Source organism: Caulobacter sp. S45 (assembly GCF_009765965.1).
GTDB lineage: Bacteria > Pseudomonadota > Alphaproteobacteria > Caulobacterales > Caulobacteraceae > CAHJWH01.
This window is the reverse complement of the sequence record NZ_LMUL01000014.1, coordinates 677,978-703,351: the sequence shown is the minus strand read 5'-3', so window position 1 is coordinate 703,351 and position 25,374 is coordinate 677,978. Positions and strand designations below refer to the sequence as shown.

Genomic DNA, 25,374 nt, shown 5'->3' with positions numbered 1-25,374 from the left:
GGAGCGCTGCCATGATCAGCATGACCCCCGTGCTGACGCGCGGCTATACGGCCTGGGACAGGTCCCTGTTTCCGGTCGACGAATTCGAGGCGCGGGTGCGCACGGTGCAGGCGCGGATGCGCGACGAAGGGATCGCAGCGCTGCTGATCTTTTCCAACACCTACCACACCAACGGCGACCTGGCCTTCCTGGCCGGCTGGCCGGTCGGCGGCGCCTTGATGGCTTTGCCCGAGGGCCAGCCGAAGATGTTCACCTTCGGCGGCGGTCGCGAGATCTTCTTCCAGAAGAACCAGGTCTGGCTCGACGATATGAGCTCGATCGGTCCCAACTATGGGCCGCGGCTTAAGGCCAAGCTGGAGGAACAGGGCGTGGTGAGCGGCGTCGTGGGCGTGGTGGGTCTCGATCTGTTGACACCGTCGGGACACGCGGCCCTGGTGCAGGCGCTGGGCGGCTATGAATTGCGGGCCTTCGACGAGGTTTTCCACGGTCTGCGCGAGGCCAAGCGGGCGCGCGAGGTGCTGGCGGTACGAGAGGCGCTGCGGATCGCCGCCGTCGCCAGCGAGGCGGCGCGAGCGGCCTATGAGAGCGGGGCCTCCAACGCCAAGGCGGTGGTCGAGGCCGAGCGGGCGGCGCGCCACGAGGGCGCCCTGGACTATCGCGGCCTGGCCAATATCGACGGCGACGACCTGCGGCCCTACGAAGGCTTGTCGGTGGAGCGGCAGCCGACCCTGACCCTGTGGAGCGCGGTGAACTACCACGGCTACTGGGCCGACATGGCCTTGGACACGGCTCCTCCCGGCGTGGCGGCGCAGGTCGTCGAGGCCATGCTCGGCGTCGTGCGCGCGGGCGTCGCGGCGGGCGAGGTCGCCCAGGCTGCGCTGAACGCGGCGCCCAAGGACGCCCTGGAAAGCGCGCTGTCCTACGGTCTTGGCGGCGGGATCGGGCTGGAGCTGGACGAGACGCCCCGCATCGCACCGGACAGCCAGGCGGTGTTGAAGGTGGGGTCGCTGATCTCGCTTCGGGCCTTTATTAAAACGTCGACGGGTCCTTCCCTGGCCGGGGCGCTGGTCCAGATGCGTGAGGACGGCGCCGTACGCCTGACCCCGGCTTGAGCCTCGCTGTCGGGTCATGAGCGGGCTGGAGGCGTTCGCCGCCGCTCTCTGCGCCACCCGTCCCGAAGCCTTGGACGAGGCGCTGGCGGAACAGGCGCGGTTGCGCATCTTCGACACCCTGCTCGCGACCCTGGTCGGCCGCGTGCTCGACGATACAAAGCCCTTGCTTGCCTTCCATCGCGTCATGGTGGGCGACGCCAGCGGGCGGACAGCCGATCTAATCCGTCTGCATGTGGCCCTGACCCGTTCGACCGAGATCGACGACATCGAGCTCCTGTCCTGCGTTACGCCCGGGTCGGTGGTCGTGCCGACCGCGCTTATCGTGGCCGCCGCACGGGAGGTGGACGACGCGACCCTGCTCTGCGCCGTGGTCGCGGGCTATGAGGCGATGATCGACCTGGGCCGCGCCATCGGTGGGGCGCACCTGCTCTATCGGGGCGTATGGCCCACCTATGCGACGGGACCGTTTGGAGCGGCGGCGGTATCGGCCACACTGCTGGGATTGGACGCGGGACGGACGGCGAACGCCTTGGCCTTGGCGCTCGCCCGCACTGCGTTGCTGACGGGCCGCAGCTTCGCGGGCCCATCGCCCCGTTTTCATCTGCTGGGCTGTGCGGCGGCCGAAGGCTATGCGGCGGCTGAGGCTGCTGCGGCAGGTCTCGCGGGGGATGGGTCGATCCTGACAGGGTTCGGCGACAGCCTGGGTGTGGAGGGTCTCGCGCTGACGCCCAGCGCAGCGCCGCCGATCCTGGACGTGGATAGCAAGCCCTTTCCAACCGCGCGGCAAGGACTGGCCGCGGTCGAGGCCTTCATCGCCGCCAAGGGGAATGGCCGGCTAGAGGACATCGAACGGGTCGAGGTCGAGGTCCCCGCCGCCTATCTGGCCATGATCGGGCGACTTGAAGCGCCGAAGGATCGGATCGCTTCGCTGGTCAGCGCCGCCTTCCAGATGGCGGGCGCGGGGACAGGCGATCTCTACGATGCCCGCCGCGCCGACCTGGGTTTGAGCGGACGGCCTGGATTGCTGGGTCGAATTGAGTTTCGCGAAGCGGCCGACCTGACCGCCCGTTTCCCTCGTCAGTGGGGCGGGCGGGTGACGATCCATTTCGCATCGGGTGAACGCAGAGCAGCTTGCGTACTCGATGCCCTGGGGTCGGCGGCGCATCCGTTTGGCTGGGACGAACTGCGGGTCAAGGGCGAGCGCATTTTCCGCGCGTCGGGGCTCGATCCCGAGGCCCCCGGCAGGCTGCAGGACCTATGCGCCGATCTGGGTCGCCGCCCCGGCCAGTCGACGGCGAAGGCGCTGTTAGAGATGGTCCGCGCCTGACCGCGCGTGTGGCTAGGCTGCGGGCCGATCGGGCATCAACGAAGCGCTCGTGGTCTGGCCGACCACCTCTTCAACCGGCAGGTCGGAGGTCGGCGCGCGCACGCGCGACATCGCGATCAGGCAGCCCGCGGCGATCAGGGCGGGGACGGCGGTGGTGAGATAGATCGGGGTGATGCCGAAGTGGTGGCCGAGCATGAAGCCGCCGAACATCGGGCCGAACATGGCTCCGGCCCGTCCCGCGCCCGCCGCCCAGGCCACCCCGGTGCCTCGGATGCTGGAGGGATAGGTGATGGCCGCCAGCGCATTGATGCCGCCCAGGCTCGCCGCGTTGAAGAAGCCCACCGCCATGAACAGGAAGGTCATCACCGGCGAATGCACGTCCGACAGGCTGAGCACCGCCAGCGCTATGGCGTTGCCGACGAAGAACGCGGGAAGCGCGCGGATCGGCCCGAACCTATCCATGAACAGCCCGCTGACGGCCGTGCCGACCACGCCGGCCAGGGCGCTGCCGGCGATCACCACCGACAGGTTCTTCATCGGGATGCCGGCCACGGTGTTCAGCACCGTGGTGTTCCACGATCCCAGCAGGTGGCTGACCAGAAAGCCCATGGCGTAGGCGACCCACAGCAGGGCGGTCAGGATCAGGAAGCGGCCCTGGAACAGGGCGGCGGCCGGCGCGCGGCCCTGCATCCGTGCGGGTTCGTGCACCAGGAAGGTTTCGCTCCCGTCTAGCCGGACGGTGGGATCGAGCTGGCGCAGGACCTTGGCGATGCGGGGATCGTTGGGATTGCGCCGCGCGCGGAAGCGGACCGATTCCGGCAACTGCCACAGCAGCACGGCGAAGATCGCGATCGGCAGCAGGCCGCCGATCCAGAACGCGCCCTGCCATCCGAACGGGTCGAGGATGAAGGCCTGGACGAACGAGCCGATGAAACTTCCGCCCGTATAGCCGCAGAAGGTGATCGACACCGCCGCCGCCCGCATCTTCTTGGGGGCCATTTCCGAGGCCAGGGCGATGGCGTTGGGGATCACGCCGCTGAAGAAGACGCTGGAGATCACGCGGATGACCGTGAACTGGGTCACCGTATGCACCTGGGTCGTCAGCAGGCTGCACACGGAAAAGCAGGCGATGGAGAACAGCAGGGTGGTCTTCCGCCCGAAGCGATCCGCCAGCGGGCCCATGAAGATCGTCCCGACCAGCAGGCCGAACTGCTGGAGCACGAAGACGCTGGTGAAGGCGTGGGGTTTGACGTGCAGGCCCTTGGCCAGCACCGGTAGGACGTAGCCGGTGACGAAGATGTCGTACCCGTCGATCAGCATCGTCAGCACCAGCAGGGCGATGATCTTGACGTGCGTGGCGTTGAGCTTGCGGGTGTCGAGGAACTGATCGACGTCGAATACGCGGTCACCGGGCATCTGCGTCCCTCCCAGGACGTTTTTGTTTTGCCGGATGGAGCTTAGAGCTTCACCCGGATACCGAACTTGTAGGAGCGGCCGACCGGATCGAAGAACACGTTGTTGCTGCGGCCGGGGCTCAGCGGGGGGTTCTTGTCGGTCAGGTTGGTCACGCCGGCGTAGAACTGCATGTCGGTGGAGTCCGTTCGGATCAGATCATAGGACGTCAACAGGTCAAGGTAGAAGGCCGATCCGATCCGGTTGGTGTTGATGCTGTTGGACAGGAAGGGACTGTAGCCGGGGTCCTGCGGGCCGACCAGGGTGGTGTCGTAGTAACCGCCGTCGATGTAGTGCCCGTGAGCTGTGATCGAGAGCCGGTTCACTGTATAGTTAATGGTCTGGTCCAGGGTCCAGTCGGGCACGCACAGCAACGCCGAGGTCGGCGAACAGCCCGTCTCGTCGGCGATGTCCAGCGAGCCGGTGGCCGTTATCGTCTTTAGGTGGGCCACGTATGTCGCCAGCACGCCGAAGCTCATCACGCCCGGCAGCGCCGAATAGACCCGTTCCAAGGGCAGGGCGTACTGCGCTTCGATATCGACCCCGTTGGTCTTGAGCTGGGCTAGGTTGAGCGAGGGCGTGTTGACCTGGGTGATCGTCCCGGCCGTATTGCGGATCACGAACGGGCAATAGGTCTGGTTGCCCAGGTTGCATTCGGAAACGATGTTTTGGGCCGTCAGAGAGCTGATGGCGTTGTTCAGGGTGATATCGAAGTAGTCGGCGGACAGCTTGAAGCCTCGGAGCCATCCCCAGCGTGGGGTGAACACGAACCCCGCGGTGAAGGTGTCGCCCAGTTCAGGGGTCAAATTGGCGTTGCCCGAGGTGATGATGTTGGCCACCACCTGGGAGTGGTGGACCGTGTCGTTGATGGTGGTGGTCGATAGCGAGGCCGGCCCGTAGAGCTCGTTCAGGTTCGGGGCCCGGATGTCGCGCGATCGGGTGGCGCGGAGCATGACCCAGTCGTTCACCTCGTAGACCAGGCCCGCCTTCCACGAGGTAATCAGGCCGCTGAGGCTGTAGTCGCTCTCGCGCACCGCGCCGTTGATGGACAGCGATTTGACCAGGGGCAGGTTCTTCAGCACCGGAATCTCGGTTTCGAAATAACCTTCGGTGACCTTGATCGAGCCGTTGAAGTTCCCACCGTTGCCCGCATAGAAGGCCGTTTGCTGACTAAGCGCATCCGCCGAGCCCGAGGCGAACTCCTCGCGATGCTCGAGCCCCATGGCCACCGAGACGGGTCCGGCCGGCAACTGGAACAGGTCGCCGTGGACGTTGGCCGCGATGACGTGCTGATCCTGGCTGATGTTCTGGATCGATGTCCCGTAGGCGTAGGCCTTGGCGGCCGCCGACACCGTGCCTTGGCCGAACGGGTTGAGCGGCGAGCAGCCGCTGTTCGGGTTGGTGACGTTGATGGCGCACTCGATCTGGCCATTCGGCCCGACCGTGGAGTTCACCGCGTTCTTGAAGTTGTTGACGATCGGGTCGTTGCCGATGATCTGGGAATAGTCGACGTGTCCGTACTGGTAGTAGCCGTCCCACTTCCAATTGCCAAAGAAATTTCCGCTGAGGCCGGCGACCACTCGGTAGGTCTTGGTGGTGTCGTCGCCAGTAACTAGGCCGAGATCCGTCCACTCGCGACCGTAGCCGAAGGACGTGGCCCCGGCCGCGGCCAGTTGCTGGCGTACGGTCGCGGGAAGATACGGGTTCGATGCATTGATCGTCAGGTTGCCAGGGCTGCGGTAATAGCCGCCGGTGTTGCGTCCGTTGACGTAGCCATAGGAGCCTTCGAGGAAGCCCTGGATCGAGTCGTTGAAGTCGTAGCTCGCATGAGTGAAGCCGGTGTAGCGGGTCACCGGCGTCTTGATGTCGACGCCGGTAAGATAGGCGTTCTGACCCGCGCCCGTGCCGCCGATCATGTACAGGCTGCTGGGCAGTTGGCCGAAGGTGAATGGGGTGCTGGTGTTCCCGTTCGCCCCGAACGTGGTGCCTTTCAAAGGACCGGATGTGATCAGGCCGCCTGGGGTCTGGGTCGAGGTGTGGATGTTGTTGGTCAGGATTTGGGCCGGCAGGCCGTTGACCCCGGGGGTAGAATTGGTGACGACCTGGTTTTCCTTGGCGCACCAAGGGCGGTTGTAGCAGTCGCCGACCCCGCCGGAGTCCTCGATCTCGAACGCGCCGACGATGTGCCCGCGTCCCTGGGCGAAGCCTGTTCCGCCTGCGATGCTGGCGAGCAGGTCGTCCGCGTCGCCGTATTCGGACTGGCCGTACTGGGCCATGGCTTTGAGGCCATCCAGCTTGGTGTCCAGGATGAAGTTGATCACCCCAGCGACCGCGCCCGAACCATAGGCGGCCGACGCGCCGCCCGTCACCACCTCGGTGCGTTGGATCAGCAGGGTGGGGATGTTGTTCAGATCCACCGTTCCGCCGGTGGTGCTCGGGATAAAGCGTTCTCCATCCACCAGCACCAGGGTGTGGGAGGCGCCAAGCCCCCGCAGGTCGGCGAAACGCGAACCGATGCTGGAGGTGCCAAGGCCTGTCGTGGTCGGCGACGCGGAGGCGCGGAAGGCCGGCACCTCGGCCAACAGGTCCCCGGCGTTGGTCACCTGGAGTTGTTCGGCGCGTTGGGCGGTCAGGGTCGAGACGGGCGTCGGCGAGGTGAAGCCGGTGGCCAGTCGGGAGCCCGTGACCACAATCGTGCCGACAGGCGCGCTCGCGGCAGGCGTTGGAGAGGTGGCGATCGCGTTTCCACCGCCTGCCTGAGATGTGGGAGTGGAGGTCGCGGGGGGCGCGGTGACGACCGGAGCCGCCGGGCCGCTCGCCGGGACGGTTGGCGTCGTCGTAGCCGGGGTTTGCCCATGGGCATTTTCGACTATGGCGAGGCTGGCCATCGTGCACAGCGCCACCACGCTGACGCTCGCCAGTTTGCCTCTACGAAACCGCTGTGCGGTCGCAGTTGAATCCATTGAATATTTCCTCCCCGACGTGCTTTTTTATCGCGTACTGGGCAGTTCGCGACGGCTCGTTCTGGTTTTCAATAGTATTGCCGGGCCATTTTCTGTGATGGCTCGGTGTATTTGGTCGTGCGGGTTACTGTCCTATATTCAGGGTTTGGCCTGGGTCCTGCCCAAGAAGCTTGTGGACTGTCGTGTTCGTACGCATCGAACTGAAGAGGCGCAGCAAACATGTTCTTCTGAAATGCCTCGTATGCGGATGTATACAAATGTGCGCGAGGCGTCAATCGGCTTTGATGTGATCGGATAAGCGCCGCGACAGGGCATAAACGGCGACACGGAGGAGGCGACCTCGCACAAGGCCCCCGGCTGTGTTAGGCCGGTTGGATGCAGATGGATGCAACGTCATGAGCGAGCAGTCTTCTCCCGCGAAAGCCGCGCCCGGATCGGGTGATGCGCTCGCGCCGACGCCGCCGCCGTTCCCGGCTAGCGGTTCATATGCCGACGGGCTTTACCTGGCCGTGCGCCACGCCATCAGCAGCGGCGAGTTGCCCGCGGGTGCGCGGATGCGCGAGACCGAGCTGGCCACCCGCTATGGCGTCAGCCGCACCCCGGTGCGCGAAGCCTTGCGGAAGCTGGAAGCCGATGGCCTGGTGGTGGAGTTGCCCGGTCGGGGCCTGACCGTTAGCAATCCTACCCTGAACGAAATCCTGGACGCCTATCTGATCCGTGAGGTGCTCGAGGGATTGGCCGCGCGTCTGGCGGCCGAACGTGCGCTCGACACCGATCTCCTCCGGCTGGAGGCGACGATGAAGCAGATTCAGGCGGCCTTCGACAGCGGCGACAGCGAGTCGACCATCCGCCTGAGCAATGCGTTCGACGACGTCATCTTCCTCGCCGCCAACAGCGACCGGCTCTATCGCATGATCCACGCCGCGCGCGCGTCCCAGGGCCAGACCATGCGCGGCAACATCCGTTATCCCGGCCGGCTCGAGCAATCGATCAAGGAGCGGTGGCTGATCTGGGAGGCCCTTCGCACGCGGCAGCCCAGGCTGGCGGAGTCGGCGACCCAGGAACACCTGCGTCAGGCGCGCGAAATCCGCATCACCGTGGCCCTGGAGGCCAAGGCCGAGGGCTGATCACCCTCGCCGGGGGTTTAGGAAGTTCACCAGCGCAGGACGCGCGGTCCCAGCAGGCCGCCCAGAGCGCCGGCAGCGACGACGCCCAGGGTGTACCAGATGGCCAGGAACGGCGCTGCGCTCTCGTCGCAGTGCAGGGCGTAGGCGGTCGCCCCCGCCCCGCCGGCGGCCAGGCCCGCCATCAGTCCGGTGAGGCGCAGCCGCGTGGGTGCAAGGCCCCGCACCGCCCACACCAGTCCGATCAGCGGCGCCAGCGAAGAGGCCAAGATCAGCCAGGGGCAGACCTCGGCCGAGCCGCCCATCACCATGTGCATGCGCATCGGCTCGGGCGCCCGCAGCAACTGCCACGCCGCCAGCGTGCCCACGGCGAGCACCGGGACGGCCAGCCATAGCGGACGTCGCGATCCATCCTCCGCCGGTCGGCCGAGGCGCTCGCAGGTCCAGATCGCCACGACGGCGACGGCGAGGGTGTAGGCGAGCTTGATCCAGAACATGGCTCCCCCCGCCGCGTGCATCATGTCGGGGCGCAGGCCGAGCGTGGCGGCGATCAGCGCCAGCGAGACCACAGCGCCCGCCCCGACGCCCAGGGCCAGCCGACGCACGACGGCCGTGCGCGACACGGGGCGCAGGTCCGCGGAAAGGCGGCGGATAAGCGGCTCGCTCATCGCGTGTCCACCGGCCAGGTCTCGACCCAGGCGGCCACGCAGGGCGAACGGCTGCTCGCCGCCGCCTCGCCGTGGATCTCGACTTGGGTTTTATTCACCTGGGTTCCATTTCGCTGGATCGCGTCGCATTCTCGCAAGATTGGGTTGGGCGACGCCTTCGTCAAATCTCAAAGGACGTTCGCGGGATTGGCCGCGCGGGTTACGGGTCTGGGCAAGGAGAATTTCTCGCTGCTGCTAGGAACCTCGTTGTGTAGTTCTGATGCATAGCGCTTACAGCCAGCATTAACGTCTACAGGCGGCGGGCGAGAAGATTGTAACCTTTTGGTCCGTCTGGTCGAACCTGGATCAAAACAGAGGGCGCAACTGTGTTGGATGCGCATTTTTCGGCGCTTCGAACGCGGGTTGCGCGCATCCTTCAGGTCTAGGCCGCGATGCGGCTCCAAGTGGACGGACGTGGACATGGCGCGGAACGGGTCGAGCCCCAACGAGGTGATCTATCGGCACACTTTCCTGGTGCGGCTGACCCATTGGGTCAACGCGTTGACCATCTTCGTCCTCATCGGCACGGGCCTGAACATCTTCAACGCCCACCCCCAGCTTTACTGGGGCCAAGCCGGAAATTCCGCCGACCGGCCCGTCGTCGCCATCCATGCGATGAACACCGCACACGGAATCCGGGGGGTGACAACCATTGGGTCAGTTCACTTCGACACCACGGGCTGGCTGGGCTGGTCCAGGATGCACGGTCAGTGGATCGGGCGGGCGTGGCCATCGTGGATCACCATCCCCAGCTTCGTCGACCTGGCCGACGCGCGGCACTGGCACTTCTTCTTCGCTTGGGTGCTGGCGGCCAATGGGTTGGTCTACCTGCTCTGGAGCCTGTCGATCCGCCACGTCCAGCGCGACCTCTGGCCGACGCTCGGCGATCTCAAATCCATTCCCCGCTCGGTGCTCGACCACGTGAAGCTGAAGCACCCGACGGGCGAGGCGGCGAAGCGATACAACGTGTTGCAGCGGCTGGCCTATCTGGGCCTGATCCTGCTGGTGATCGGCATGGTCTCGACGGGGCTCACTCTTTCGCCGGGCTTCAATGCATTCGCGCCGTGGTTGCTGGACCTGTTCGGGGGGAGGCAGTCGGCGCGCACCCTGCACTTCGCCTTCGCCTTCTCGATCATCGCCTTCATCGTCGTCCATCTGGTCGAGGTGGTGCTGGCCGGGCCGATCAACGAGGTCTGGTCGATGATCAGCGGTCGCTACCGCGTGCCTCGGGAGCATGGTTGATGGCCCTGATCACACGCCGTGGGATGCTGATCGGCGGCGCGGCCGGTTCGGGCCTGCTGCTCGCCGGCTGCGACAAAATCCTGCAAGGCGACCATCTCAACGGCAGCGCCAGCTTCCAGCGGGTGCTGGCCGCGGCGCAGGGGTGGACGCTGTCCAGCCAACGCTTCCTGCTGGGCGGCGGCGCGCTGGCGCGGGAGTTCAAGCCGTCGGACATCTCGCGCCACTTCAAGGCCAACGGCACCTCGCACCCCGGCGGCGAGGACTATGCGCGTCACCTGGAGGAGGGGTTCGCCAACTGGCGGCTGCGGGTCGACGGCATGGTGGCGCGGCCCCTGTCGCTGTCGGTGGACGAGATCCGCCGTCTGCCCGCCCGCACCCAGATCACCCGCCACGACTGTGTTGAGGGCTGGAGCGCCATCGGCCAGTGGACCGGCGCGCCGCTGGGGCCGATCCTGAAGGCGGCTGGCGTCGCGCCCGGCGCCAAGTACGCGATCTTCTATTGCGCCGACAACCTGGAGGGCGAGCCGGCCAAGGGCGGTCAACAGTCGCCGGGCCAGTATTACGAGAGTCTGGCCCTGGTGGATTGCTTCCACCCCCAGACGCTGATCGCCTACGATATGAACGGCGCCCCGCTCGGTGTTCCGTATGGCGCGCCGCTGAGGCTGCGGGTGGAGCGCCAACTGGGCTACAAGCACGCCAAGTACGTGCAGCGTATCCGCATCACCGACACCCTGGCCGGCGTCTCCGGTGGCAAAGGCGGCTATTGGGAAGATCGCGGATACGAGTGGTACGCGGGGATCTAGGCTCCGCGCTCAGCCCCGGCCGGCGGCCAGGATCGGACCGCCGACGCCGGCCTGCACCAGCACCGCCGTCTTCAGGCCCGCACGCGTAGGCGCGGGCAGGGCGTAGGTTTGCGCCGTACCGCTCCAGTCGCCCAGCCGCACCACCTCGCGCACCACGTTGCGGTGGGGCAGGGTGCGGCCGCCGTTCTCGCCCCGCTGGATCGGGACCTGGACGATGTTCGGGTCGTAACGGACCAGCACCACCTCGCCGCGTCCGGTCCCGGCGCTCACGGCGACATGCCCGTTGGTGAAGCTGACCTGCGGACCTGTTAAACCGCGATCCTCGTGTCGGATAAGGGTTTCCAGTTCGTCGCGTCGATTGCCGACCACATCGGCGCGGCCGTTCACCACCACTTCGGGCGTCGCCACTTGGGCGCGATGGAAGGCGTGGGCATAGTCCCACTGGCGCGCGGTGAAGGCGGGGCTGTCGAAGGTGTCCTTCCAGCCGAGATCGTCCCAATAGGTCACCTGCCAGCTGAGGGTCAGCACGTCTGGGCGGTCGGCGATGGCCATGACGTTGGCGTTGGCCGGCGGGCAGGACGAGCAGCCTTGGCTCTGGAACAGCTCCACCACCGCGGGGTGGTCGCGGTCGGCGGCCATGGCTGGGCCGGGAGAGGTCGTGGCGACGATCGCCATGCCCGCGGCGGCCAACGAAACGGCGCTGAGCCATGGGGCGATGGATCGGGCGTTCATCTTGCGTCTCCTTCGGACCGCATCCGGGTCCCCGATCCGTTCGTGTCCGGTAGGGAAGACGTTACCGCACGCGGCGTTTTTCAAGTACGGCGTTCCCGTACGGCTGTGATTTCTTGACAGTCTGGGGACGATCTGGGAAAGGATCGTGCCGGCAATCCCGCCCTAGCGCCCTTTTGGAGCACGACCATGCCTGTGCGTGGCCTCCCAATGAACGAACTCACCGTTCGGGCGCTCCCGTTCTATTTCTACGGCTATTTCGGCTTTCGATACGCCGGCTAAGGTGATCGCCCGATAGGGGACCTCTCCCTCGATCACCTGCCGGCGACCGTCTCTGGAAAGAGCGGCCAGCGGCCCCTGCGCGCACCTTGAAGCTGCCGCGCCCGACCCCTCATCGAAAAGCCAAGATCATGACCCAAATTTCCACGGCGATGAACGCCTCCGACGATACCGACGCCACCTCCGGCCTGCACGACCTGCGGGCCGAGATCGACCGTATCGATGACACCATCCTGGATCTGCTGCAGCGACGCATGGCGCTGGCCAGCGGCATCGGTGGCTTGAAGTCCGCCGGCCAGGTCAACGCGCTCAAGCTGCGCCCCGACCGCGAGGCGGCCGTCGTCTCGCGCATCCTGGCCCAGGCCGAACCGGAGTGCCGCAAGCTGGCGCTCGGCGTCTGGCGCGAGATCATGGCCGCCGGCCTCGCGCGCCAGGGCGAGCTCGAGATCCTGGTCTGGGGCGGCCCCGATCCGGCCCATGTGCTGGACTCCGCGCGCCGCCGCTTCGGCTCCTCGCCCATCTATATCGAGGTCGAGACCGCGGCGGAGGCGCTGGCCGGAGCGGCGACGCGCAACGCGGTCGCGGTGCTCGGCATCGACCCGAAGACGGCTTGGTGGACACGCCTGGGCGCGCAGTATCGCGACCTGTGGGTGTTCGACTCCATCGACAATCCCCACGGCGGGCGTGAGCCCGGCGCGCTGGCGGTGGCGCGGATCGACCCGGCGGCCCTGGCCGGCGGCCAGACCTTCGTCATCTCCGCCGGCGGCGACGCCGGTGGCGGCGAGCCCTCGCGCCGGCTGCTCGGCCTGGACGAGGGCTGGCGGCTCTACGCCGTGGACCGCGCGCCCGACGAGGTCACGGCCATGGACCGCTATCGCGGCGTGATCGGGCGCGCGCCGAGCTTCTCGCTATCGGCCGAGAGCGTCGTGCAGGCCTAACCCGGCCATGAGCGCCCTGTCCCAGGCCCGGCGGATCGTCGTCAAGGTCGGTTCGGCCCTGTTGCTGGACCCGGACGGGCGCGTCGACCGCGACTGGATCGCCGGGCTTGCCGCCGACGTGGCGATGCTGGTCGGGGAGGGGCGCAAGGTCCTGCTGGTGTCGTCCGGCTCCATCGCCCTTGGGCGCCGGCGGCTCGGCCTGTCGGCGGGGGAGAAGCTCGACCTGCAAACCAAGCAGGCCGCCGCCAGCGCGGGGCAGAGCCTGCTGATGCGTGCGTGGGAAGAGGCGCTGGAACCCCACGGCTTGCCAGCCGCCCAGGTGCTGCTGACCCGCGACGACACCGAGGTGCGCCGGCGCTGGCTGAACGGGCGGGCCACGCTGGAACGCCTGTTGGAGCTCGGCGCCATCCCGGTGGTCAACGAGAACGACGCGGTCGCCACCGAGGAGATTCGCTACGGCGACAACGACCGGTTGGCTGCGCGGGTGGCGCAGATGATCCGCGCCGAGCTGCTGGTGCTGCTCTCCGACGTCGACGGCCTCTACACCGCCGATCCTCGCCGCAATCCGACGGCGCAGCATGTGCCGCTGGTCTCCAGCCTGACGCCGGAGATCGAAGCGATGGCCGGCGGGGCCAACAGCCAGACCGGGGTCGGAACGGGCGGCATGGCCACCAAGCTCGCCGCCGCTCGCATCGCCCAGGCCGCCGGTTGCGCCACCCTGATCGCGGCCGGTCGGCCCGAGGGAGATGTCGCCGCCCTGTCGGCGTTGCTGGCCGGCGCGCGCGCCACCTTTGTCCAGCCCAGCGCTACGCCGATGGCGGCCTACAAGCAGTGGATCGCCGGCGGTCTCGCCCCGCGTGGGAGCCTGACGGTGGACGCCGGCGCGGCGTTGGCGCTGCAGGCGGGCAAGAGCCTGCTGCCGGCGGGCGTGCGCGCGGTGCAGGGCGCGTTCGGCAAGGGCGACCTGGTGCTGGTGCTCGAACCGACGGGGCGTGAGATCGCGCGTGGGCTCTGCGCCTACGACGCCAGTGACGCCCAGCGCATCATCGGCCTGCAGTCCCAGGGGATCGAAGCGGCCTTGGGCTATCCGGGGCCGACGGCGCTGATCCATCGCGACGATCTGGTGGTGCCGGGCGAACCGTTGAGCAGGACCGCCAATGGCTGAAGACAGCGGCGAGGAGCTCGCCCAAGCCATGACCGCCATGGGTCAGCGCGCGCGTGCGGCGGCGCAGGCGCTGAGGCTGGCCCCCGCCGAGCAAAGGACCCAGGCGCTGACGGCCATGGCCGACGCCCTGGCTGAGGCGCAGACTGACGTGCTGGAGGCCAACGCTCAGGACGTCGCCGCGGCCCGCGCGTCCGGTCTCGCGCCCAACATGGTGGACCGGCTGGCGCTGGACGTTGAGCGGCTGTTGGGCGTGGTCACGGCGTTGCGCACCGTAGCGGCTATCCCCGACCCGGTCGGAGCCGAGATGGCCCATTGGACGCGCCCGAACGGATTGGATTTCACCCGCGTGCGCACCCCCATCGGCGTGATCGCGGTGATCTACGAGGCGCGTCCCAACGTCACCGCCGACGCCGCGGCCCTGTGCCTGCGCGCCGGCAACGCCAGTATCTTGCGCGGCGGCTCGGAGAGCCTGCGCTCCAACCTGGCCATCCATGCCGCCCTGGTTCGTGGGCTGACGGCTGTGGGGTTGCCGCAGGATTGCGTGCAGATCGTGCCGAATACGGACCGGGCTGCGGTCGGGCAGCTGTTGTCGGGATTGGGAGGGACCATCGACCTGCTGATCCCTCGCGGCGGTCGCACCCTGGTCGAGCGGGTGCAGGCGGAGGCGCGGGTGGCGGTGCTCGGTCACCTCGAGGGGCTGTGCCACACCTATGTCCATGCCGGCGCCGATGCGGACAAGGCGCGCGCCATCGTCGTCAACGCCAAGCTGCGGCGGACCTCGGTGTGCGGCTCGACCGAGACCCTGTTGATCGACGCCATCGCGGCGGGTCGCTTGTTGCCCGCCATCGCCGCCGATCTTTGTGCGGGCGGTTGCGAACTGCGCGGCGATGCACGCGCCAGGGCGTTGGTCCCCGACATGGGCGTGGCGGTGGAGCAGGACTGGCGGACGGAGTATCTGGCGCCGATCCTGGCGGTGCGGGTGGTCGACGGGGTGGATGCGGCGGCGGACCATATCGCCACCTATGGCTCGGGCCACACCGAGGCCATCGTCACCGAGGATGCGGGCGCCGCCCAGCGGTTCGTCGACCTGGTGGACAGCGCCATCGTCCTGGTCAACGCCTCCACTCAGTTCGCCGACGGGGGCGAGTTCGGTTTCGGGGCCGAGATCGGCATCTCCACCGCCCGCCTGCACGCGCGCGGTCCGGTGGGGGCGGAGCAGCTGACGACCTACAAGTACGTGGTGCGCGGGACGGGGCAGGTGCGCGCCTGAAAGTGCGCGCGTGGCTGCGTGGTGCGTCCTTCGAGACGCCCCTTTGGGGCTCCTCAGGATGACTTAGGTTGTTGGGTTGCATAAACGCTCGTCATGCTGAGGAGCGCGCAGCGCGTCTCGAAGCACGCAGCACATGTAGAGCACATGAAAAAGGCCGCGGATCGCTCCGCAGCCCTCTCCGTATCGACCAGGCGCTCAGCCTAGCAGTTGTAGTACATGTCGAATTCGACGGGGTGCGGGTGCAGTTGCAGCCGCATGACTTCTTCCATCTTCAACTCGATGTAGGCGTCGATGAAGTCGTCGTCCATCACGCCGCCCTTCTTGAGGAAGGCGCGGTCCTTGTCGAGGCTTTCCAGAGCTTCGCGCAGCGAGCCGCAGACTTCGGGAACCTTCTTCTGCTCGCGAGGGGGCAGGTCGTACAGGTTCTTGTCCATGGGTTGGCCCGGATCGATCTTGTTCTCGATCCCGTCCAGGCCGGCCATCAGCAGGGCGACGAAGGTCAGGTAGGGGTTGCCCATGGGATCGGGGAAGCGGACCTCGATGCGCTTGGCCTTGGGCGAGGACACCCACGGGATACGGATCGAGGCGGACCGGTTGCGGGCCGAATAGGCCAGCTTCACCGGAGCTTCGTATCCCGGCACCAGACGCTTGTAGCTGTTGGTGGTGGAGTTGGCGAAGGCGTTGATGGCCTTGGCGTGCTTGATGATGCCGCCGATGTAGTGCAGGCACATTTCCGACAGGCCGGAATACTTGTCGCCCGCGAACATGGGCTTTCCGTCTTTCCAGATCGACTGGTGGCAGTGCATGCCCGAGCCGTTGTCACCGAAATAGGGCTTGGCCATGAAGGTGGCGGTCTTGCCGTAGGCCGAGGCCACGTTGTGGATGACGTACTTGTAGAGCTGCATCCGGTCGGCCATGGTCAGCAGGTCGGAGAAGGTCAGCCCCAGCTCGTGCTGGGCGGGCGCCACCTCGTGGTGATGCTTTTCCGGCTTCATGCCGAGCTCTTCCATCACCGACAGCATCTCGCCGCGCAGGTCCTGGGCGCTGTCCACCGGGTTGACCGGGAAGTAGCCGCCCTTGGGGCCGGGGCGGTGGCCCATATTGCCCTCGTCATAGGCCTTGTCGGTGTTGCTCGGCAGTTCGATCGAGTCGAAGCTGTAGCCGGTCTTGTGGGCGGCGGTGGACCACTTCACGTCGTCGAAGATGAAGAACTCGGCTTCGGGGCCGAAATAGACCTGATCGCCGACGCCCGCTGACTTCACGTAGTTCAGCGCCGCCTTGGCGATGGAGCGCGGGTCGCGGTTGTAGGGCTCCGAGGTGTCGGGGTTCAGCACGTCGCAGAACAGGAATAGGGTGGTCTGCTGGTAGAAGGGGTCGATGTAGGCGGTCGACAGGTCCGGGCGCAGCAGCATGTCGGACTCGTTGATCGCCTTCCATCCGGAGATCGAGGAGCCGTCGAACATGGTGCCTTCGGTCAGGAACTCGTCGTCGACCAGGCTGAGATCGAAGGTGACGTGCTGCATCTTCCCGCGCATGTCGGTGAAGCGGAGGTCGACGTACTTGACGTCCTTTTCCTTGATCTGGGCGTAGATTTCTTCGGGCGTCATCTAAAACTCCAACGTGGTCCTGCACGGGAAGCGAGCGGGCGCCCCCTGGGCCCCGTCGCGATGGAAGGTGATCCGGCGCGCGGTCAGTCGTGCATCGCCTCGCCGTGGAGTGCAAGGTCTAGACCGTACACTTCCTCCTCTTCGGTGACGCGCAGGCCGGTGGTGAACTTGCAGACCATCAGGATCAGGAAGGTGACCATCGCCGTCCAGACGATGGTCACGATGCAGCTCTCGAACTGGACCAGCACCCCGTGTCCCTTGGGCAGGGTGTTGATCCCGACGTCGGCGAACACCCCGGTCAGGATCGCCCCGACGAAGCCGCCCACCCCGTGCACGCCGAAGGCGTCCAGGCTGTCGTCGTATTTCAGCGCGTTCTTCAGGAACACCGCCGAGCAGTAGCAGACCGCACCGGCGATCAGGCCGATCCACAGTGCGCCGCAAGGCGTCACGAAGCCGGAGGCCGGGGTGATGGCGACCAGGCCGGCGACCGCGCCCGAGGCCAGGCCGAGCAGGGTGGGCTTCTTGCGGTGGAACCACTCCACGGCCATCCAGGCGATGGTGGCGGCGGCGGTGGCGACCTGGGTGTTGGCCATGGCCACCCCCGCGAGCGCATTGGCGCCTAGAGCCGAGCCGGCGTTGAACCCGAACCACCCGACCCAGAGCAGGCTGGCCCCGATCATGGTGTAGACGAGGTTGTTGGGGGCCATGTTGTCGTGGCCGTAGCCACGGCGCTTGCCGACCACCAGGGCGCAGACGAGGCCCGCTACCCCGGCGTTGACGTGGACCACGGTGCCGCCGGCGAAGTCCATCACCCCCAGCCCGCCCAGGAAGCCGCCGCCCCAGACCCAGTGGGCGATGGGCGCATAGACGAATAGCGACCACAGCACGGTGAACAGCAGCAGGGCGGAGAACTTGAACCGCTCGGCGAACGCGCCGCAGATCAGGGCTGGCGTGATGATCGCGAAGGTCATCTGGTACATCATGTAGACGTATTCCGGGATGGTCAGGACCGTCCCGGCGATGGTGTAGCTCTTGGTCATCGAGACCTGCTTGAGGAACACGTTCCCCAGGCCGCCCCACCAGTTGTTGGCCCAGGCGCTCGGGTCGGTCCCCAGCGCCACCGAATAGCCGGCCACGAACCAGACCAGGGTCGCCACTGCCGTGATGGCGAACGACTGGGCCACGGTGGCGATGACGTTCCGCTTGCGCACCATGCCGCCATAGAACAGCGCCAGCCCCGGTATGGTCATCATCAGCACCAGGGCGGTGGAGACGAGCATCCAGGCCGTATCGCCGCTGTCGGTCTTGAAGGCGCTCGCGGGCGCAGCCGCCGGCGTGGTCGTGGCGGTGGCGGGCGCAACTGCGACCGGGGCGGCCGCCCCGGTGGCGTTGACGGCGGGCGTCGGCGAGACGGCGCTTGGCGCGGCCTGGGCGGAGGCCATGGCGGGGATCAGGCAGATCGCCAGCAGGACGGCGGAAACGAGGCCGGCGGCGCGACGAACCCTGGACATGGCTAAGAGCATCTGGGGCATGGGAACGACTGGAGCTCTAGAGGGCGGCTGCGCCGGATTCACCGGTGCGGATGCGGACGGCCTGTTCGACGTCGAGGACGAAGATCTTCCCGTCGCCGATCTTGCCGGTCATGGCGGCGGCGCGGATCAGCTCGACCGTGCGCTCGGCCAGGTCGTCGGAGACCACGACCTCGATCTTCACCTTGGGCAGGAAGTTCACCGCGTATTCGGCCCCCCGATAGATCTCGGTCTGGCCCTTCTGTCGGCCGTAGCCCCTGACCTCGGTGATGGTCAGGCCCTCGATCCCGCCGGCGGTGAGCGCCTCGCGGACATCGTCGATCTTGAACGGTTTGATGACCGCCATGATCAGCTTCATCGCTGCAGTTTCCCCACCAGAAACGAGCAGCTGCATCGCCGTCGCTTTGGGATTGCAGCCTCCTACAGGAGGCGGCCTCCGCCCCACGTCCGCGATAAAGCGAGCATCAAGATTTCCGGTTCAGCGCGTAAAATGTGCGCATATTGGGCATCGACTGCTTAATATGTATGCTGACAGTTCGCGGGCGGTTGCGCATTTCGATGACATCGCGCGATGCGGCCACAGGAGGCTTAGGCGTGCAGCGAGGAGGAACCGAGTCCTTGCCCCAGCCCGACCCCCAAGGCCCTGAACAGCGGGCGCTTCGCGCATCCGCCTTCGACGGCGCGCCCTGGCCCATCCTGGTGCTGTCCGCCAACGGTCTGCTCAAGGCCGCCAACGAAGCGGCCGAGATGCTGTTTGGCCAGGCGCTCGCCACGCTGTCCCGCCGCGGCCTGAGCGAAGCGACGCGAGACGGCGAGCTGATGCGCCTGTTCGACCGGGCGGTCGCGGAGGACGGCTTCGTCCACCAGGGCGGCGTGGAGGTCTGCTGTCCGGGCGTGATCACCTTCGAGGCGGAAGTGACCTTCAGCCCCTTGCCGTCGGGCGATGTGCTCGCGACCTTCTATCTGGAAAGCCAGGGAACCAAGCGGGAGCGGGCCAGCGAAGCGCTCCGCTCGGTCGCCGGCATGGGCCGCACCCTGGCGCACGAGATCAAGAATCCCCTGGCCGGCATCCGCGGCGCGGCCCAGCTGCTCAAGAGCGGCGCCAGTCCGGCGGATGCGCCCCTGGCCCAGGTGATCGTGGAGGAGACCGACCGCATCCGCCGCCTGGTGGATCAGGTCGAAGCGTTTTCGGACGAGCGCACCGCCGCGCGGGTCCCGCTCAACATCCACCGCATCCTGGACCGTGTGCGCATGCTGTCCTCAAGCGCCTTCGACGGTCAGGTGGCGTTCCAGGATAGCTACGATCCCTCGCTGCCGATGGTGCTGGGCGACGAGGATCAGCTTGTGCAGATTTTCCTCAACCTGGTGAAGAATGCGGCCGAAGCCGCCCTGGAGCGCCGCGACCTCCAAGGGCAGGTTCGCATCTCGACTGCCTATCGTATGGGCAGTCGTCTGCGCACCGCAGGGCAGGGCTGGCTCAGCGCGCCGCTCGAAGTCAGAATCCAGGACAATGGTCCGGGCGTGCCGCCGGACCTCCGACATCGCCTGTTCGACGCCTTCGTCACCACCAAGCTGTCCGGCATGGGCCTGGGCCTGACCCTGGTGGCCAAACTGGTCCACGCCCACGACGGGCTGATCGAGTTCGAATCCGAGCCCGGCCGCACGGTCTTCCACGTCCTGCTGCCCATCGCGGTGGACGCTTCCTGATGAAAACCCTTCGTATCGGAGCCAAGGCGTGAACGTCCCCCAGAAGGTTTTGATCGCCGACGACGACACCTCCATCCGCCTGGTGCTGAGCCAGGCCTTCACCCGCGCCGGGTTCCAGGTGCGGGCGACGGGGTCGGCGGCCACCCTGCTGAAATGGGTGTCGGACGGGGAGGGCGACCTGGTGATCACCGACGTGGTGATGCCCGACGAGAACGCCTTCGACGTGCTGCCGCGCCTGCGCAAGATGCGGCCGCAGCTGCCGGCCATCGTGATGAGCGCGCAGAACACCCTGCTGACGGCGGTGAACGCGGCCCAGATCGGCGCCTTCGACTACATGCCCAAGCCGTTCGACCTGGACGAGATGGTCAGTGTGGCGCGCCGGGCCCTCGCTCGTCCGGCCGACGCGGTGCGCGCCCGCGCCCAGGCGCGCGCCCTGCGCGACGAGGGTCTGCCGCTGATCGGCCGCTCGCCGCCGATGCAGGACGTCTACCGCACCCTGGCCCGACTTGTGGACACCAACCTGAATGTCCTGATCGTGGGCGAGGTCGGGGTTGGCAAGGCGCTGGCTGGCCGCGCCCTGCACGATCTAGGCTCGCGCCGGCAGGGGCCGTTCGTGACTGTGCGCCTGGCGGGGCTCTCGGCTGATCGGGTGGACGCGACCCTGTTTGGAACGCCCGATGGGGCGTCCGGCGGAAAACTGCTGGAGGCCGACACCGGCACCCTGTTCCTGGATGGGATCGACGATCTGTCGCTGGACGCCCAGGCGCGCCTGCTGGGTCTGGCGGACGGCGGCGAGCGCCCGGTCAATCCGCAAACCGGCCGGATGGTCGACGTGCGCGTCGTCGCCTCGGTCGGGGAGCATGTGCGCGAACGGGTGCGGCAGGGCCAGTTCCGCGAGGACCTGTTCCTGCGCCTGGCCGTGGCGATCCTGCGCCTGCCGCCGCTGCGCGACCGGATCGACGACGTGCCCGACCTGGCCCGCGCCTTCCTGTTTCGCGCCCATCGCGACGGCGGGGCGTCCAAGACGCTGGACGGTTCGGCGTTGGACCGGCTGGCTCGCCATAGCTGGCCCGGCAACGTGCGGGAGCTCGAGAACGTCATGCGCCGCGTCTCGGCCCTCTACACCGAGGACCTGATCACCGACCGCCTGATCGAACGGGAATTGCAGGAGGAGCAGCGGGTCGATCTGGCCAGCGATCCGCGCGTGTCGATCGACGACCTGATCGAGCAGAGCCTGATGGTGCAGTTCAACGCCGGCGGCGGCGACCTCCCGGCCGCAGGACTCTACGACCGGACGTTGGAGAGCATCGAGCGGCCGCTGATCCGCCTGACCCTGAACGCCACGCGCGGCAACCAGATCAAGGCGGCCGAGGTCCTGGGCATCAACCGCAACACCCTGCGCAAGAAGATCGAGATGCTCGGTTTGGAAGTGGGGCGGCGACGCACTTAAGCTTGTTCCTTCCCCCTCGAAGGGGGAAGGGCAGGGATGGGGGTGAGTGCAGAACGCTTCCGATAGGGCTTGTGAGGCTGCGCCTCATCGGGCTTCCGAACGCCGGGCGCCACACCCTCACCCCGACACTCTCCCTTCGAGGGAGAGGGAGGCAAGCTACCCGCGTGGTTCAGTCGGCGGCGCTGGCGGCGCGGCCTGGGTTGGCGCGGCCGACGCTGGCGCGTCGGAAGCCGTCGGCGCAATCGGCTTGGGGACGACCGTCTTGGGCGGTTTCCGCCTCGCTTCGCGTGCGGCGCGATCGGCGGCGACCTGGGCTTGGTGGAGCTGCTGATTGATCTGGTCGCAGACGTCGTCGAAGGCGCCGTAGGCGCGCTGGGCGCAGCTGTCCTGGTAGACCTGTTGCAGTTCCTGGACGGTCGCCTGCGGGTCGTCCTGGGCGGCGGCCCCCGCCATTGCGGCCACGGCCAGCAGCCAGATCATTCCACGGTCTCCATCTTTCGACCCTTACACGGACCTGGCGTCCCGGACTCTGCGGGCAAACGTCGCCGTGCGCGCGGCGCTCACGGTTTCCGCCATCGTCCAGGTGGTGTAGAGCATCGGCGCATCTTTCATCCACGTTCCCGAACCGACGCGCTGCGCCATTGCTCGCTGCTTGGGCGGTGCGGTCCCGGTCTGTCCCCATGCCCGATCCGATTCGAGACCCCTCGCCATCGCCGCTTCCGCGTTCCGGTGGAGCGCTCGTGCTGTTCTCGGGCGGCCAGGACAGCTCGACCTGCCTGGTCTGGGCGCTGCAGCGATACGGCCGGGTGGAGACGGCGGGCTTCGATTACGGCCAGCGCCATGGCGTCGAGATGCAGGCTCGCCAGCGGGTGCTGGAGGGCGTGCGCAACCGCTTCCCCCAGTGGGCGGAGCGTATGGGCGAGGACCATGTGCTCGACCTGCGCGGGTTCGGGGCGGTGGCGCAATCGGCGCTGACGGCGGACCGGGCCATCGAAATGACCGACCGGGGCCTGCCTTCGACCTTCGTGCCGGGCCGCAACCTGGTGTTCTTCATCTATGCGGCGGCCCTGGCGGATCGGCGTGGGATCGAGGCCCTGATCGGCGGCATGTGCGAGACTGATTTCTCCGGTTATCCCGATTGCCGTCGCGACACGCTCGACGCCATGCAGCAGACGCTGCAGCTCGGCTTGGACCGGCCGTTCACGATCGAGACGCCGCTGATGCGGCTGACCAAGGCGCAGACCTGGGCCATGGCCGAAGAGCTCGGCGGCTCGGCCCTGGTCGACCTGATCCTGGAGGACAGCCACACCTGCTATCTCGGCGAGCGCGGCGAACGCCATGCCTGGGGCTATGGCTGCGGCCATTGTCCGGCGTGCGAACTGCGGGCCAAGGGCTGGGTGGAGTGGCGCGAGGGAGCGGCGGCATGAGCTACGCCGTCAAGGAACTGTTCCTCACCTTGCAGGGCGAGGGCGGTCAGGCCGGTCGTCCGGCGGTGTTCTGCCGCTTCGCCGGCTGCAACCTGTGGTCCGGACGCGAGCAGGACCGGGCCGAGGCCGCCTGCAATTTCTGCGATACCGACTTCGTGGGCATGGACGGCCCTGGCGGCGCCCGGTTCGAGACGCCGGCCGATCTGATCGCCGCCGCCGAGGCCCTGTGGCGCGGTCCTGTGGGCGAGCCGCGGCTGGTGGTCTGCACCGGCGGCGAGCCGATGCTCCAGCTCGACGCCGCCCTGGCGGATGCTTTCCACGCGGCGGGGTTCGAGCTGGCGATCGAGACCAACGGGACGCTTGAGGTCGTACCCGGCGTCGACTGGATCTGCGTCAGCCCCAAGGGCGCGACGCAATTGGTGCAGACGTCCGGCCAGGAACTGAAGCTGGTCTATCCCCAGCCCGGCGTCGATCCGGCGCGGTTCGAAGCGCTGGACTTCGAACGTTTCCTGCTGCAACCCATGGACGGCCCCGCCCGCGCGGAGAACACTCAGGCCGCCATCGCCTATTGCCTGGACCATCCGCGCTGGCGATTGAGCGTCCAGACCCACAAATATCTCGGCCTGCCTTAGGGCTTCCTCCAAGGTTTCCTGTTCAAGACTGCATCATGTCCGATCCTGTATTCGAGATCACCAAGGCCGCGAGCTTCGACGCCGCCCACAGTCTGCCGGCCGGGCCTAAGGGCGAGTACCGCCGGCTGCATGGCCATTCCTTCCAGGTGGAGGCGACCGTGCGCGGCGTGATCCAGGGCCCGGTCGGCTGGGTCGAAGACCTGGGCCGGTTGGACGCGGTGCTGAAGGCGGTGGCGGGCGAGCTCGACCATGGCCTGCTCAACGAGAAGCCCGGCTTGGAGAGCCCCACCCTGGAACGGCTGTGCCTGTATTTCGCGGCGCGCCTGAAGCCGGAATTCCCGGGCCTGTCGCGGATCGTGATCTCGCGTCCGACCGTGCACGAGCGCTGTGCGCTGGAGCTTTAGCCCAGCCGTCGCAGCAGCTTAACGACCGCCGCCGCCCGTTGCGGTGCGCACCACGGCTCCGGTGGTGTTGACCGCCGCGCCCGCCGTCGCCCCGGCCACCTTGACGCCGGTCTTCACCGCCGCGCCCGCAACGCCGACCGCCGTCCCAGCGACCGCGCCCACCACGCAACCAGCAAGCGGCAGGGAGGCGGCCACGACGGCGGCGGCGGCCAGACGTATCAGGCGAAGGGATTGCACGGGAGGCTCCGGTCTCAGCCGCTTAGCTTAGCCGATCATCCGTTCATCAATCGTTGACGCTATTGGCGTGGTGCGTGCTTCGAGACGCCCCTTCGGGGCTCCTCAGCACGACGAAGGTTTTGGCGAATCCCCAGGTTTCATCATGCTGAGGAGCGGCGCGAGCCGCGTCTCGAAGCACGCAGCCCCGTCAGCCGAACTCGTCTTCCAGCGTGGCCAGGCGGGCGGCCTGGTCGTCGGCGATCAGGGCGTTGACCAGTTCGTCCAGGGCGTCGCCCTCCATCACCTTGGGCAGGTTGTAGACGGTCAGGTTGATGCGGTGGTCGGTCACCCGCCCCTGTGGGAAGTTGTAGGTGCGGATGCGTTCGGAGCGGTCGCCCGAGCCCACCTGCTCCTTGCGCGCGGCGGCCCGGTCGGCGTCGAGCTGGCCGCGCTGGGCGTCGTACAGGCGCGCCTTCAGCACCTTCATCGCCTTGGCGCGGTTCTGGTGCTGGGACTTTTCCGAGGAGGTGACCACGATGCCGGTGGGCAGGTGGGTGATGCGCACCGCGGAGTCGGTCTTGTTGACGTGCTGGCCGCCGGCGCCGGAGGAGCGGTAGGTGTCGATGCGGATGTCCGCGTCGTTGACCTCGATCTCCACGTCCACGGGTTCGGGCAGGACGGCGACGGTGGCGGCGCTGGTGTGGATGCGGCCCTGGGTCTCGGTGGTCGGCACGCGCTGCACCCGGTGGACGCCGCTCTCGAACTTCATCCGGCCGAACACGCCGTCGCCGGTGACCGACGCGATGATCTCCTTGTAGCCGCCGACCTCGCCTTCGGAGACGTCCTCGATCTCCATCCGCCAGCCCTGCAGCGTGGCGTAGCGCTGGTACATGCGAAACAGGTCGCCGGCGAACAGGGCCGCCTCGTCGCCGCCGGTGCCGGCGCGCACTTCCAGGATGGCGCTGGCGTTCTCGTCGCGGTCCTTGGGCGCCAGCAGCAGGGCGACGCCGCGTTCCAGGTCGGGCAGGCGGGCGTTCAGCGCCGCCATCTCCTCGCGGGCCATCGCGCTCATCTCCGGATCGCCGGAGGCCGCCATCTCCTCCAGTTCCGGCAGTTCGGCGCGCGCCTTGGCCAGATTGCTCACGGCGTCGGCGACGGGGCGAAGTTCGGCGTGCTCCTTGGACAGGCGCACGATCTCGGCGCCGTCGGAGGCGGCCGACATGCGCGCCTCCACTTCGTGGAAACGGTCGAGGACGGAATTCAGCTTGGCCTGAGGCAGATGCATGGCGGC

The 25,374-nt window shown here is 67.5% G+C and carries 24 protein-coding genes; 14 read left to right on the top strand and 10 right to left on the bottom strand.

The window, feature by feature from the left end:
- Positions 1-11: 11 nt before the first annotated feature.
- Together GSQ87_RS10385 and GSQ87_RS10380 are read left to right on the top strand one after the other, a co-directional pair.
- Positions 12-1,112 (top strand): M24 family metallopeptidase, encoded by a 1,101-nt coding sequence (locus GSQ87_RS10385; RefSeq protein ID WP_158915379.1) that lies wholly within the window; start codon positions 12-14, stop codon positions 1,110-1,112.
- Positions 1,113-1,128: 16 nt separating this feature from the next.
- Positions 1,129-2,439: an MmgE/PrpD family protein gene (locus GSQ87_RS10380; protein ID WP_158915378.1), complete on the top strand. Its 1,311-nt coding sequence runs from the start codon at positions 1,129-1,131 to the stop codon at positions 2,437-2,439.
- A gap of 12 nt (positions 2,440-2,451) precedes the next feature.
- Here the strand turns inward: GSQ87_RS10380 and GSQ87_RS10375 are convergent, their stop codons facing one another.
- Together GSQ87_RS10375 and GSQ87_RS10370 are read right to left on the bottom strand one after the other, a co-directional pair.
- Positions 2,452-3,855, bottom strand: coding sequence for an MFS transporter (locus GSQ87_RS10375; protein WP_158915377.1), 1,404 nt, complete (start codon positions 3,853-3,855; stop codon positions 2,452-2,454).
- A 41-nt stretch (positions 3,856-3,896) separates the two neighbouring features.
- On the bottom strand, positions 3,897-6,581 hold the full coding sequence (locus GSQ87_RS10370) for a TonB-dependent receptor domain-containing protein (RefSeq protein WP_158915376.1): 2,685 nt from the start codon (positions 6,579-6,581) through the stop codon (positions 3,897-3,899).
- A gap of 100 nt (positions 6,582-6,681) precedes the next feature.
- On the opposite strand from GSQ87_RS10370, the gene GSQ87_RS10365 reads away from it, so the two are divergent.
- Positions 6,682-7,152 (top strand): hypothetical protein, encoded by a 471-nt coding sequence (locus GSQ87_RS10365; protein ID WP_158915375.1) that lies wholly within the window; start codon positions 6,682-6,684, stop codon positions 7,150-7,152.
- Between the two features lie 97 nt (positions 7,153-7,249).
- Positions 7,250-7,981, top strand: a complete 732-nt coding sequence (locus tag GSQ87_RS10360; RefSeq protein ID WP_158915374.1) for a GntR family transcriptional regulator — start codon at positions 7,250-7,252, stop codon at positions 7,979-7,981.
- 26 nt (positions 7,982-8,007) lie between these two features.
- On the opposite strand, the gene GSQ87_RS10355 is transcribed toward GSQ87_RS10360, so the two are convergent.
- Positions 8,008-8,646 (bottom strand): NrsF family protein, encoded by a 639-nt coding sequence (locus GSQ87_RS10355; protein ID WP_158915373.1) that lies wholly within the window; start codon positions 8,644-8,646, stop codon positions 8,008-8,010.
- Between the two features lie 459 nt (positions 8,647-9,105).
- Here GSQ87_RS10355 and GSQ87_RS10350 point away from each other — a divergent pair, with 459 nt between their 5' ends.
- Together GSQ87_RS10350 and GSQ87_RS10345 are read left to right on the top strand one after the other, a co-directional pair.
- Positions 9,106-9,927: a cytochrome b/b6 domain-containing protein gene (locus GSQ87_RS10350; RefSeq protein ID WP_158915372.1), complete on the top strand. Its 822-nt coding sequence runs from the start codon at positions 9,106-9,108 to the stop codon at positions 9,925-9,927.
- Positions 9,927-10,730, top strand: a complete 804-nt coding sequence (locus GSQ87_RS10345; protein ID WP_216839202.1) for a molybdopterin-dependent oxidoreductase — start codon at positions 9,927-9,929, stop codon at positions 10,728-10,730. Before GSQ87_RS10350 ends, GSQ87_RS10345 begins: the two co-directional genes overlap by 1 nt.
- A 9-nt stretch (positions 10,731-10,739) precedes the next feature.
- Here the strand turns inward: GSQ87_RS10345 and GSQ87_RS10340 are convergent, their stop codons facing one another.
- The gene (locus tag GSQ87_RS10340) at positions 10,740-11,462 is read right to left on the bottom strand and encodes a thioredoxin family protein (RefSeq protein WP_158915370.1); all 723 of its coding nucleotides are present in this window, start codon (positions 11,460-11,462) and stop codon (positions 10,740-10,742) included.
- Between the two features lie 407 nt (positions 11,463-11,869).
- On the opposite strand from GSQ87_RS10340, the gene GSQ87_RS10335 reads away from it, so the two are divergent.
- Genes GSQ87_RS10335 through GSQ87_RS10325 form a run of 3 tightly spaced genes read left to right on the top strand, consistent with a single transcriptional unit; the run spans position 11,870 to position 15,111 of the window.
- Positions 11,870-12,676, top strand: a complete 807-nt coding sequence (locus tag GSQ87_RS10335; protein WP_158915369.1) for a chorismate mutase — start codon at positions 11,870-11,872, stop codon at positions 12,674-12,676.
- Between the two features lie 7 nt (positions 12,677-12,683).
- Positions 12,684-13,841, top strand: coding sequence for a glutamate 5-kinase (proB, locus tag GSQ87_RS10330; RefSeq protein WP_158915368.1), 1,158 nt, complete (start codon positions 12,684-12,686; stop codon positions 13,839-13,841).
- Positions 13,834-15,111, top strand: coding sequence for a glutamate-5-semialdehyde dehydrogenase (locus tag GSQ87_RS10325; RefSeq protein ID WP_371416664.1), 1,278 nt, complete (start codon positions 13,834-13,836; stop codon positions 15,109-15,111). Before proB ends, GSQ87_RS10325 begins: the two co-directional genes overlap by 8 nt.
- Positions 15,112-15,311: 200 nt before the next feature.
- Here GSQ87_RS10325 and glnA read toward each other — a convergent pair whose 3' ends face one another.
- From glnA to GSQ87_RS10310, 3 genes are all read right to left on the bottom strand, one after another.
- Positions 15,312-16,718 carry a type I glutamate--ammonia ligase gene (glnA, locus tag GSQ87_RS10320; protein WP_158915367.1) on the bottom strand — a complete coding sequence of 469 codons (1,407 nt, stop codon included), beginning with the start codon at positions 16,716-16,718 and terminating at the stop codon, positions 15,312-15,314.
- 83 nt (positions 16,719-16,801) lie between these two features.
- On the bottom strand, positions 16,802-18,229 hold the full coding sequence (locus GSQ87_RS10315; RefSeq protein WP_305764185.1) for an ammonium transporter: 1,428 nt from the start codon (positions 18,227-18,229) through the stop codon (positions 16,802-16,804).
- Positions 18,230-18,266: 37 nt separating this feature from the next.
- The gene (locus GSQ87_RS10310) at positions 18,267-18,605 is read right to left on the bottom strand and encodes a P-II family nitrogen regulator (protein WP_158915365.1); all 339 of its coding nucleotides are present in this window, start codon (positions 18,603-18,605) and stop codon (positions 18,267-18,269) included.
- Between the two features lie 260 nt (positions 18,606-18,865).
- Between GSQ87_RS10310 and GSQ87_RS10305 the strand changes: the two genes are divergently transcribed.
- Positions 18,866-19,954: a nitrogen regulation protein NR(II) gene (locus tag GSQ87_RS10305; protein ID WP_254062871.1), complete on the top strand. Its 1,089-nt coding sequence runs from the start codon at positions 18,866-18,868 to the stop codon at positions 19,952-19,954.
- 28 nt (positions 19,955-19,982) lie between these two features.
- Positions 19,983-21,404, top strand: a complete 1,422-nt coding sequence (locus tag GSQ87_RS10300) for a sigma-54 dependent transcriptional regulator (RefSeq protein ID WP_158915363.1) — start codon at positions 19,983-19,985, stop codon at positions 21,402-21,404.
- A 156-nt stretch (positions 21,405-21,560) separates the two neighbouring features.
- Here GSQ87_RS10300 and GSQ87_RS10295 read toward each other — a convergent pair whose 3' ends face one another.
- Positions 21,561-21,884 carry a hypothetical protein gene (locus tag GSQ87_RS10295; protein ID WP_158915362.1) on the bottom strand — a complete coding sequence of 108 codons (324 nt, stop codon included), beginning with the start codon at positions 21,882-21,884 and terminating at the stop codon, positions 21,561-21,563.
- A 200-nt stretch (positions 21,885-22,084) separates the two neighbouring features.
- Between GSQ87_RS10295 and queC the strand changes: the two genes are divergently transcribed.
- From queC to GSQ87_RS10280, 3 genes are read left to right on the top strand one after another with little or no spacing between them, the layout of a single operon-like run.
- A complete protein-coding gene (queC, locus tag GSQ87_RS10290) occupies positions 22,085-22,831 on the top strand; it encodes a 7-cyano-7-deazaguanine synthase QueC (RefSeq protein WP_158915361.1) in 747 nt (248 codons plus the stop codon).
- On the top strand, positions 22,828-23,463 hold the full coding sequence (gene queE / locus GSQ87_RS10285) for a 7-carboxy-7-deazaguanine synthase (RefSeq protein WP_158915360.1): 636 nt from the start codon (positions 22,828-22,830) through the stop codon (positions 23,461-23,463). Before queC ends, queE begins: the two co-directional genes overlap by 4 nt.
- Before the next feature lie 35 nt (positions 23,464-23,498).
- Positions 23,499-23,867, top strand: coding sequence for a 6-carboxytetrahydropterin synthase (locus GSQ87_RS10280; RefSeq protein WP_158915359.1), 369 nt, complete (start codon positions 23,499-23,501; stop codon positions 23,865-23,867).
- An 18-nt stretch (positions 23,868-23,885) separates the two neighbouring features.
- On the opposite strand, the gene GSQ87_RS10275 is transcribed toward GSQ87_RS10280, so the two are convergent.
- Together GSQ87_RS10275 and prfA are read right to left on the bottom strand one after the other, a co-directional pair.
- Positions 23,886-24,104 (bottom strand): hypothetical protein, encoded by a 219-nt coding sequence (locus GSQ87_RS10275; protein ID WP_158915358.1) that lies wholly within the window; start codon positions 24,102-24,104, stop codon positions 23,886-23,888.
- Between the two features lie 187 nt (positions 24,105-24,291).
- Positions 24,292-25,368 carry a peptide chain release factor 1 gene (prfA, locus tag GSQ87_RS10270; RefSeq protein WP_158915357.1) on the bottom strand — a complete coding sequence of 359 codons (1,077 nt, stop codon included), beginning with the start codon at positions 25,366-25,368 and terminating at the stop codon, positions 24,292-24,294.
- Positions 25,369-25,374 lie beyond the last annotated feature (6 nt).

Bases quoted from the DNA above. Each gene is read 5' to 3' on its own strand.
- GSQ87_RS10385 (WP_158915379.1), top strand. From the start codon at position 12: ATGATCAGCATGACCCCCGTGCTGACGCGCGGCTATACGGCCTGGGAC.
- GSQ87_RS10310 (WP_158915365.1), bottom strand. From the start codon at position 18,605: ATGAAGCTGATCATGGCGGTCATCAAACCGTTCAAGATCGACGATGTC.
- GSQ87_RS10350 (WP_158915372.1), top strand. From the start codon at position 9,106: ATGGCGCGGAACGGGTCGAGCCCCAACGAGGTGATCTATCGGCACACT.
- GSQ87_RS10315 (WP_305764185.1), bottom strand. From the start codon at position 18,229: ATGTCCAGGGTTCGTCGCGCCGCCGGCCTCGTTTCCGCCGTCCTGCTG.
- GSQ87_RS10280 (WP_158915359.1), top strand. From the start codon at position 23,499: ATGTCCGATCCTGTATTCGAGATCACCAAGGCCGCGAGCTTCGACGCC.
- GSQ87_RS10295 (WP_158915362.1), bottom strand. From the start codon at position 21,884: ATGATCTGGCTGCTGGCCGTGGCCGCAATGGCGGGGGCCGCCGCCCAG.
- GSQ87_RS10335 (WP_158915369.1), top strand. From the start codon at position 11,870: ATGACCCAAATTTCCACGGCGATGAACGCCTCCGACGATACCGACGCC.
- GSQ87_RS10380 (WP_158915378.1), top strand. From the start codon at position 1,129: ATGAGCGGGCTGGAGGCGTTCGCCGCCGCTCTCTGCGCCACCCGTCCC.
- glnA (WP_158915367.1), bottom strand. From the start codon at position 16,718: ATGACGCCCGAAGAAATCTACGCCCAGATCAAGGAAAAGGACGTCAAG.
- GSQ87_RS10355 (WP_158915373.1), bottom strand. From the start codon at position 8,646: ATGAGCGAGCCGCTTATCCGCCGCCTTTCCGCGGACCTGCGCCCCGTG.
- proB (WP_158915368.1), top strand. From the start codon at position 12,684: ATGAGCGCCCTGTCCCAGGCCCGGCGGATCGTCGTCAAGGTCGGTTCG.
- prfA (WP_158915357.1), bottom strand. From the start codon at position 25,368: ATGCATCTGCCTCAGGCCAAGCTGAATTCCGTCCTCGACCGTTTCCAC.
- queE (WP_158915360.1), top strand. From the start codon at position 22,828: ATGAGCTACGCCGTCAAGGAACTGTTCCTCACCTTGCAGGGCGAGGGC.
- GSQ87_RS10375 (WP_158915377.1), bottom strand. From the start codon at position 3,855: ATGCCCGGTGACCGCGTATTCGACGTCGATCAGTTCCTCGACACCCGC.
- GSQ87_RS10360 (WP_158915374.1), top strand. From the start codon at position 7,250: ATGAGCGAGCAGTCTTCTCCCGCGAAAGCCGCGCCCGGATCGGGTGAT.
- GSQ87_RS10340 (WP_158915370.1), bottom strand. From the start codon at position 11,462: ATGAACGCCCGATCCATCGCCCCATGGCTCAGCGCCGTTTCGTTGGCC.
- GSQ87_RS10345 (WP_216839202.1), top strand. From the start codon at position 9,927: ATGGCCCTGATCACACGCCGTGGGATGCTGATCGGCGGCGCGGCCGGT.
- GSQ87_RS10325 (WP_371416664.1), top strand. From the start codon at position 13,834: ATGGCTGAAGACAGCGGCGAGGAGCTCGCCCAAGCCATGACCGCCATG.
- queC (WP_158915361.1), top strand. From the start codon at position 22,085: ATGCCCGATCCGATTCGAGACCCCTCGCCATCGCCGCTTCCGCGTTCC.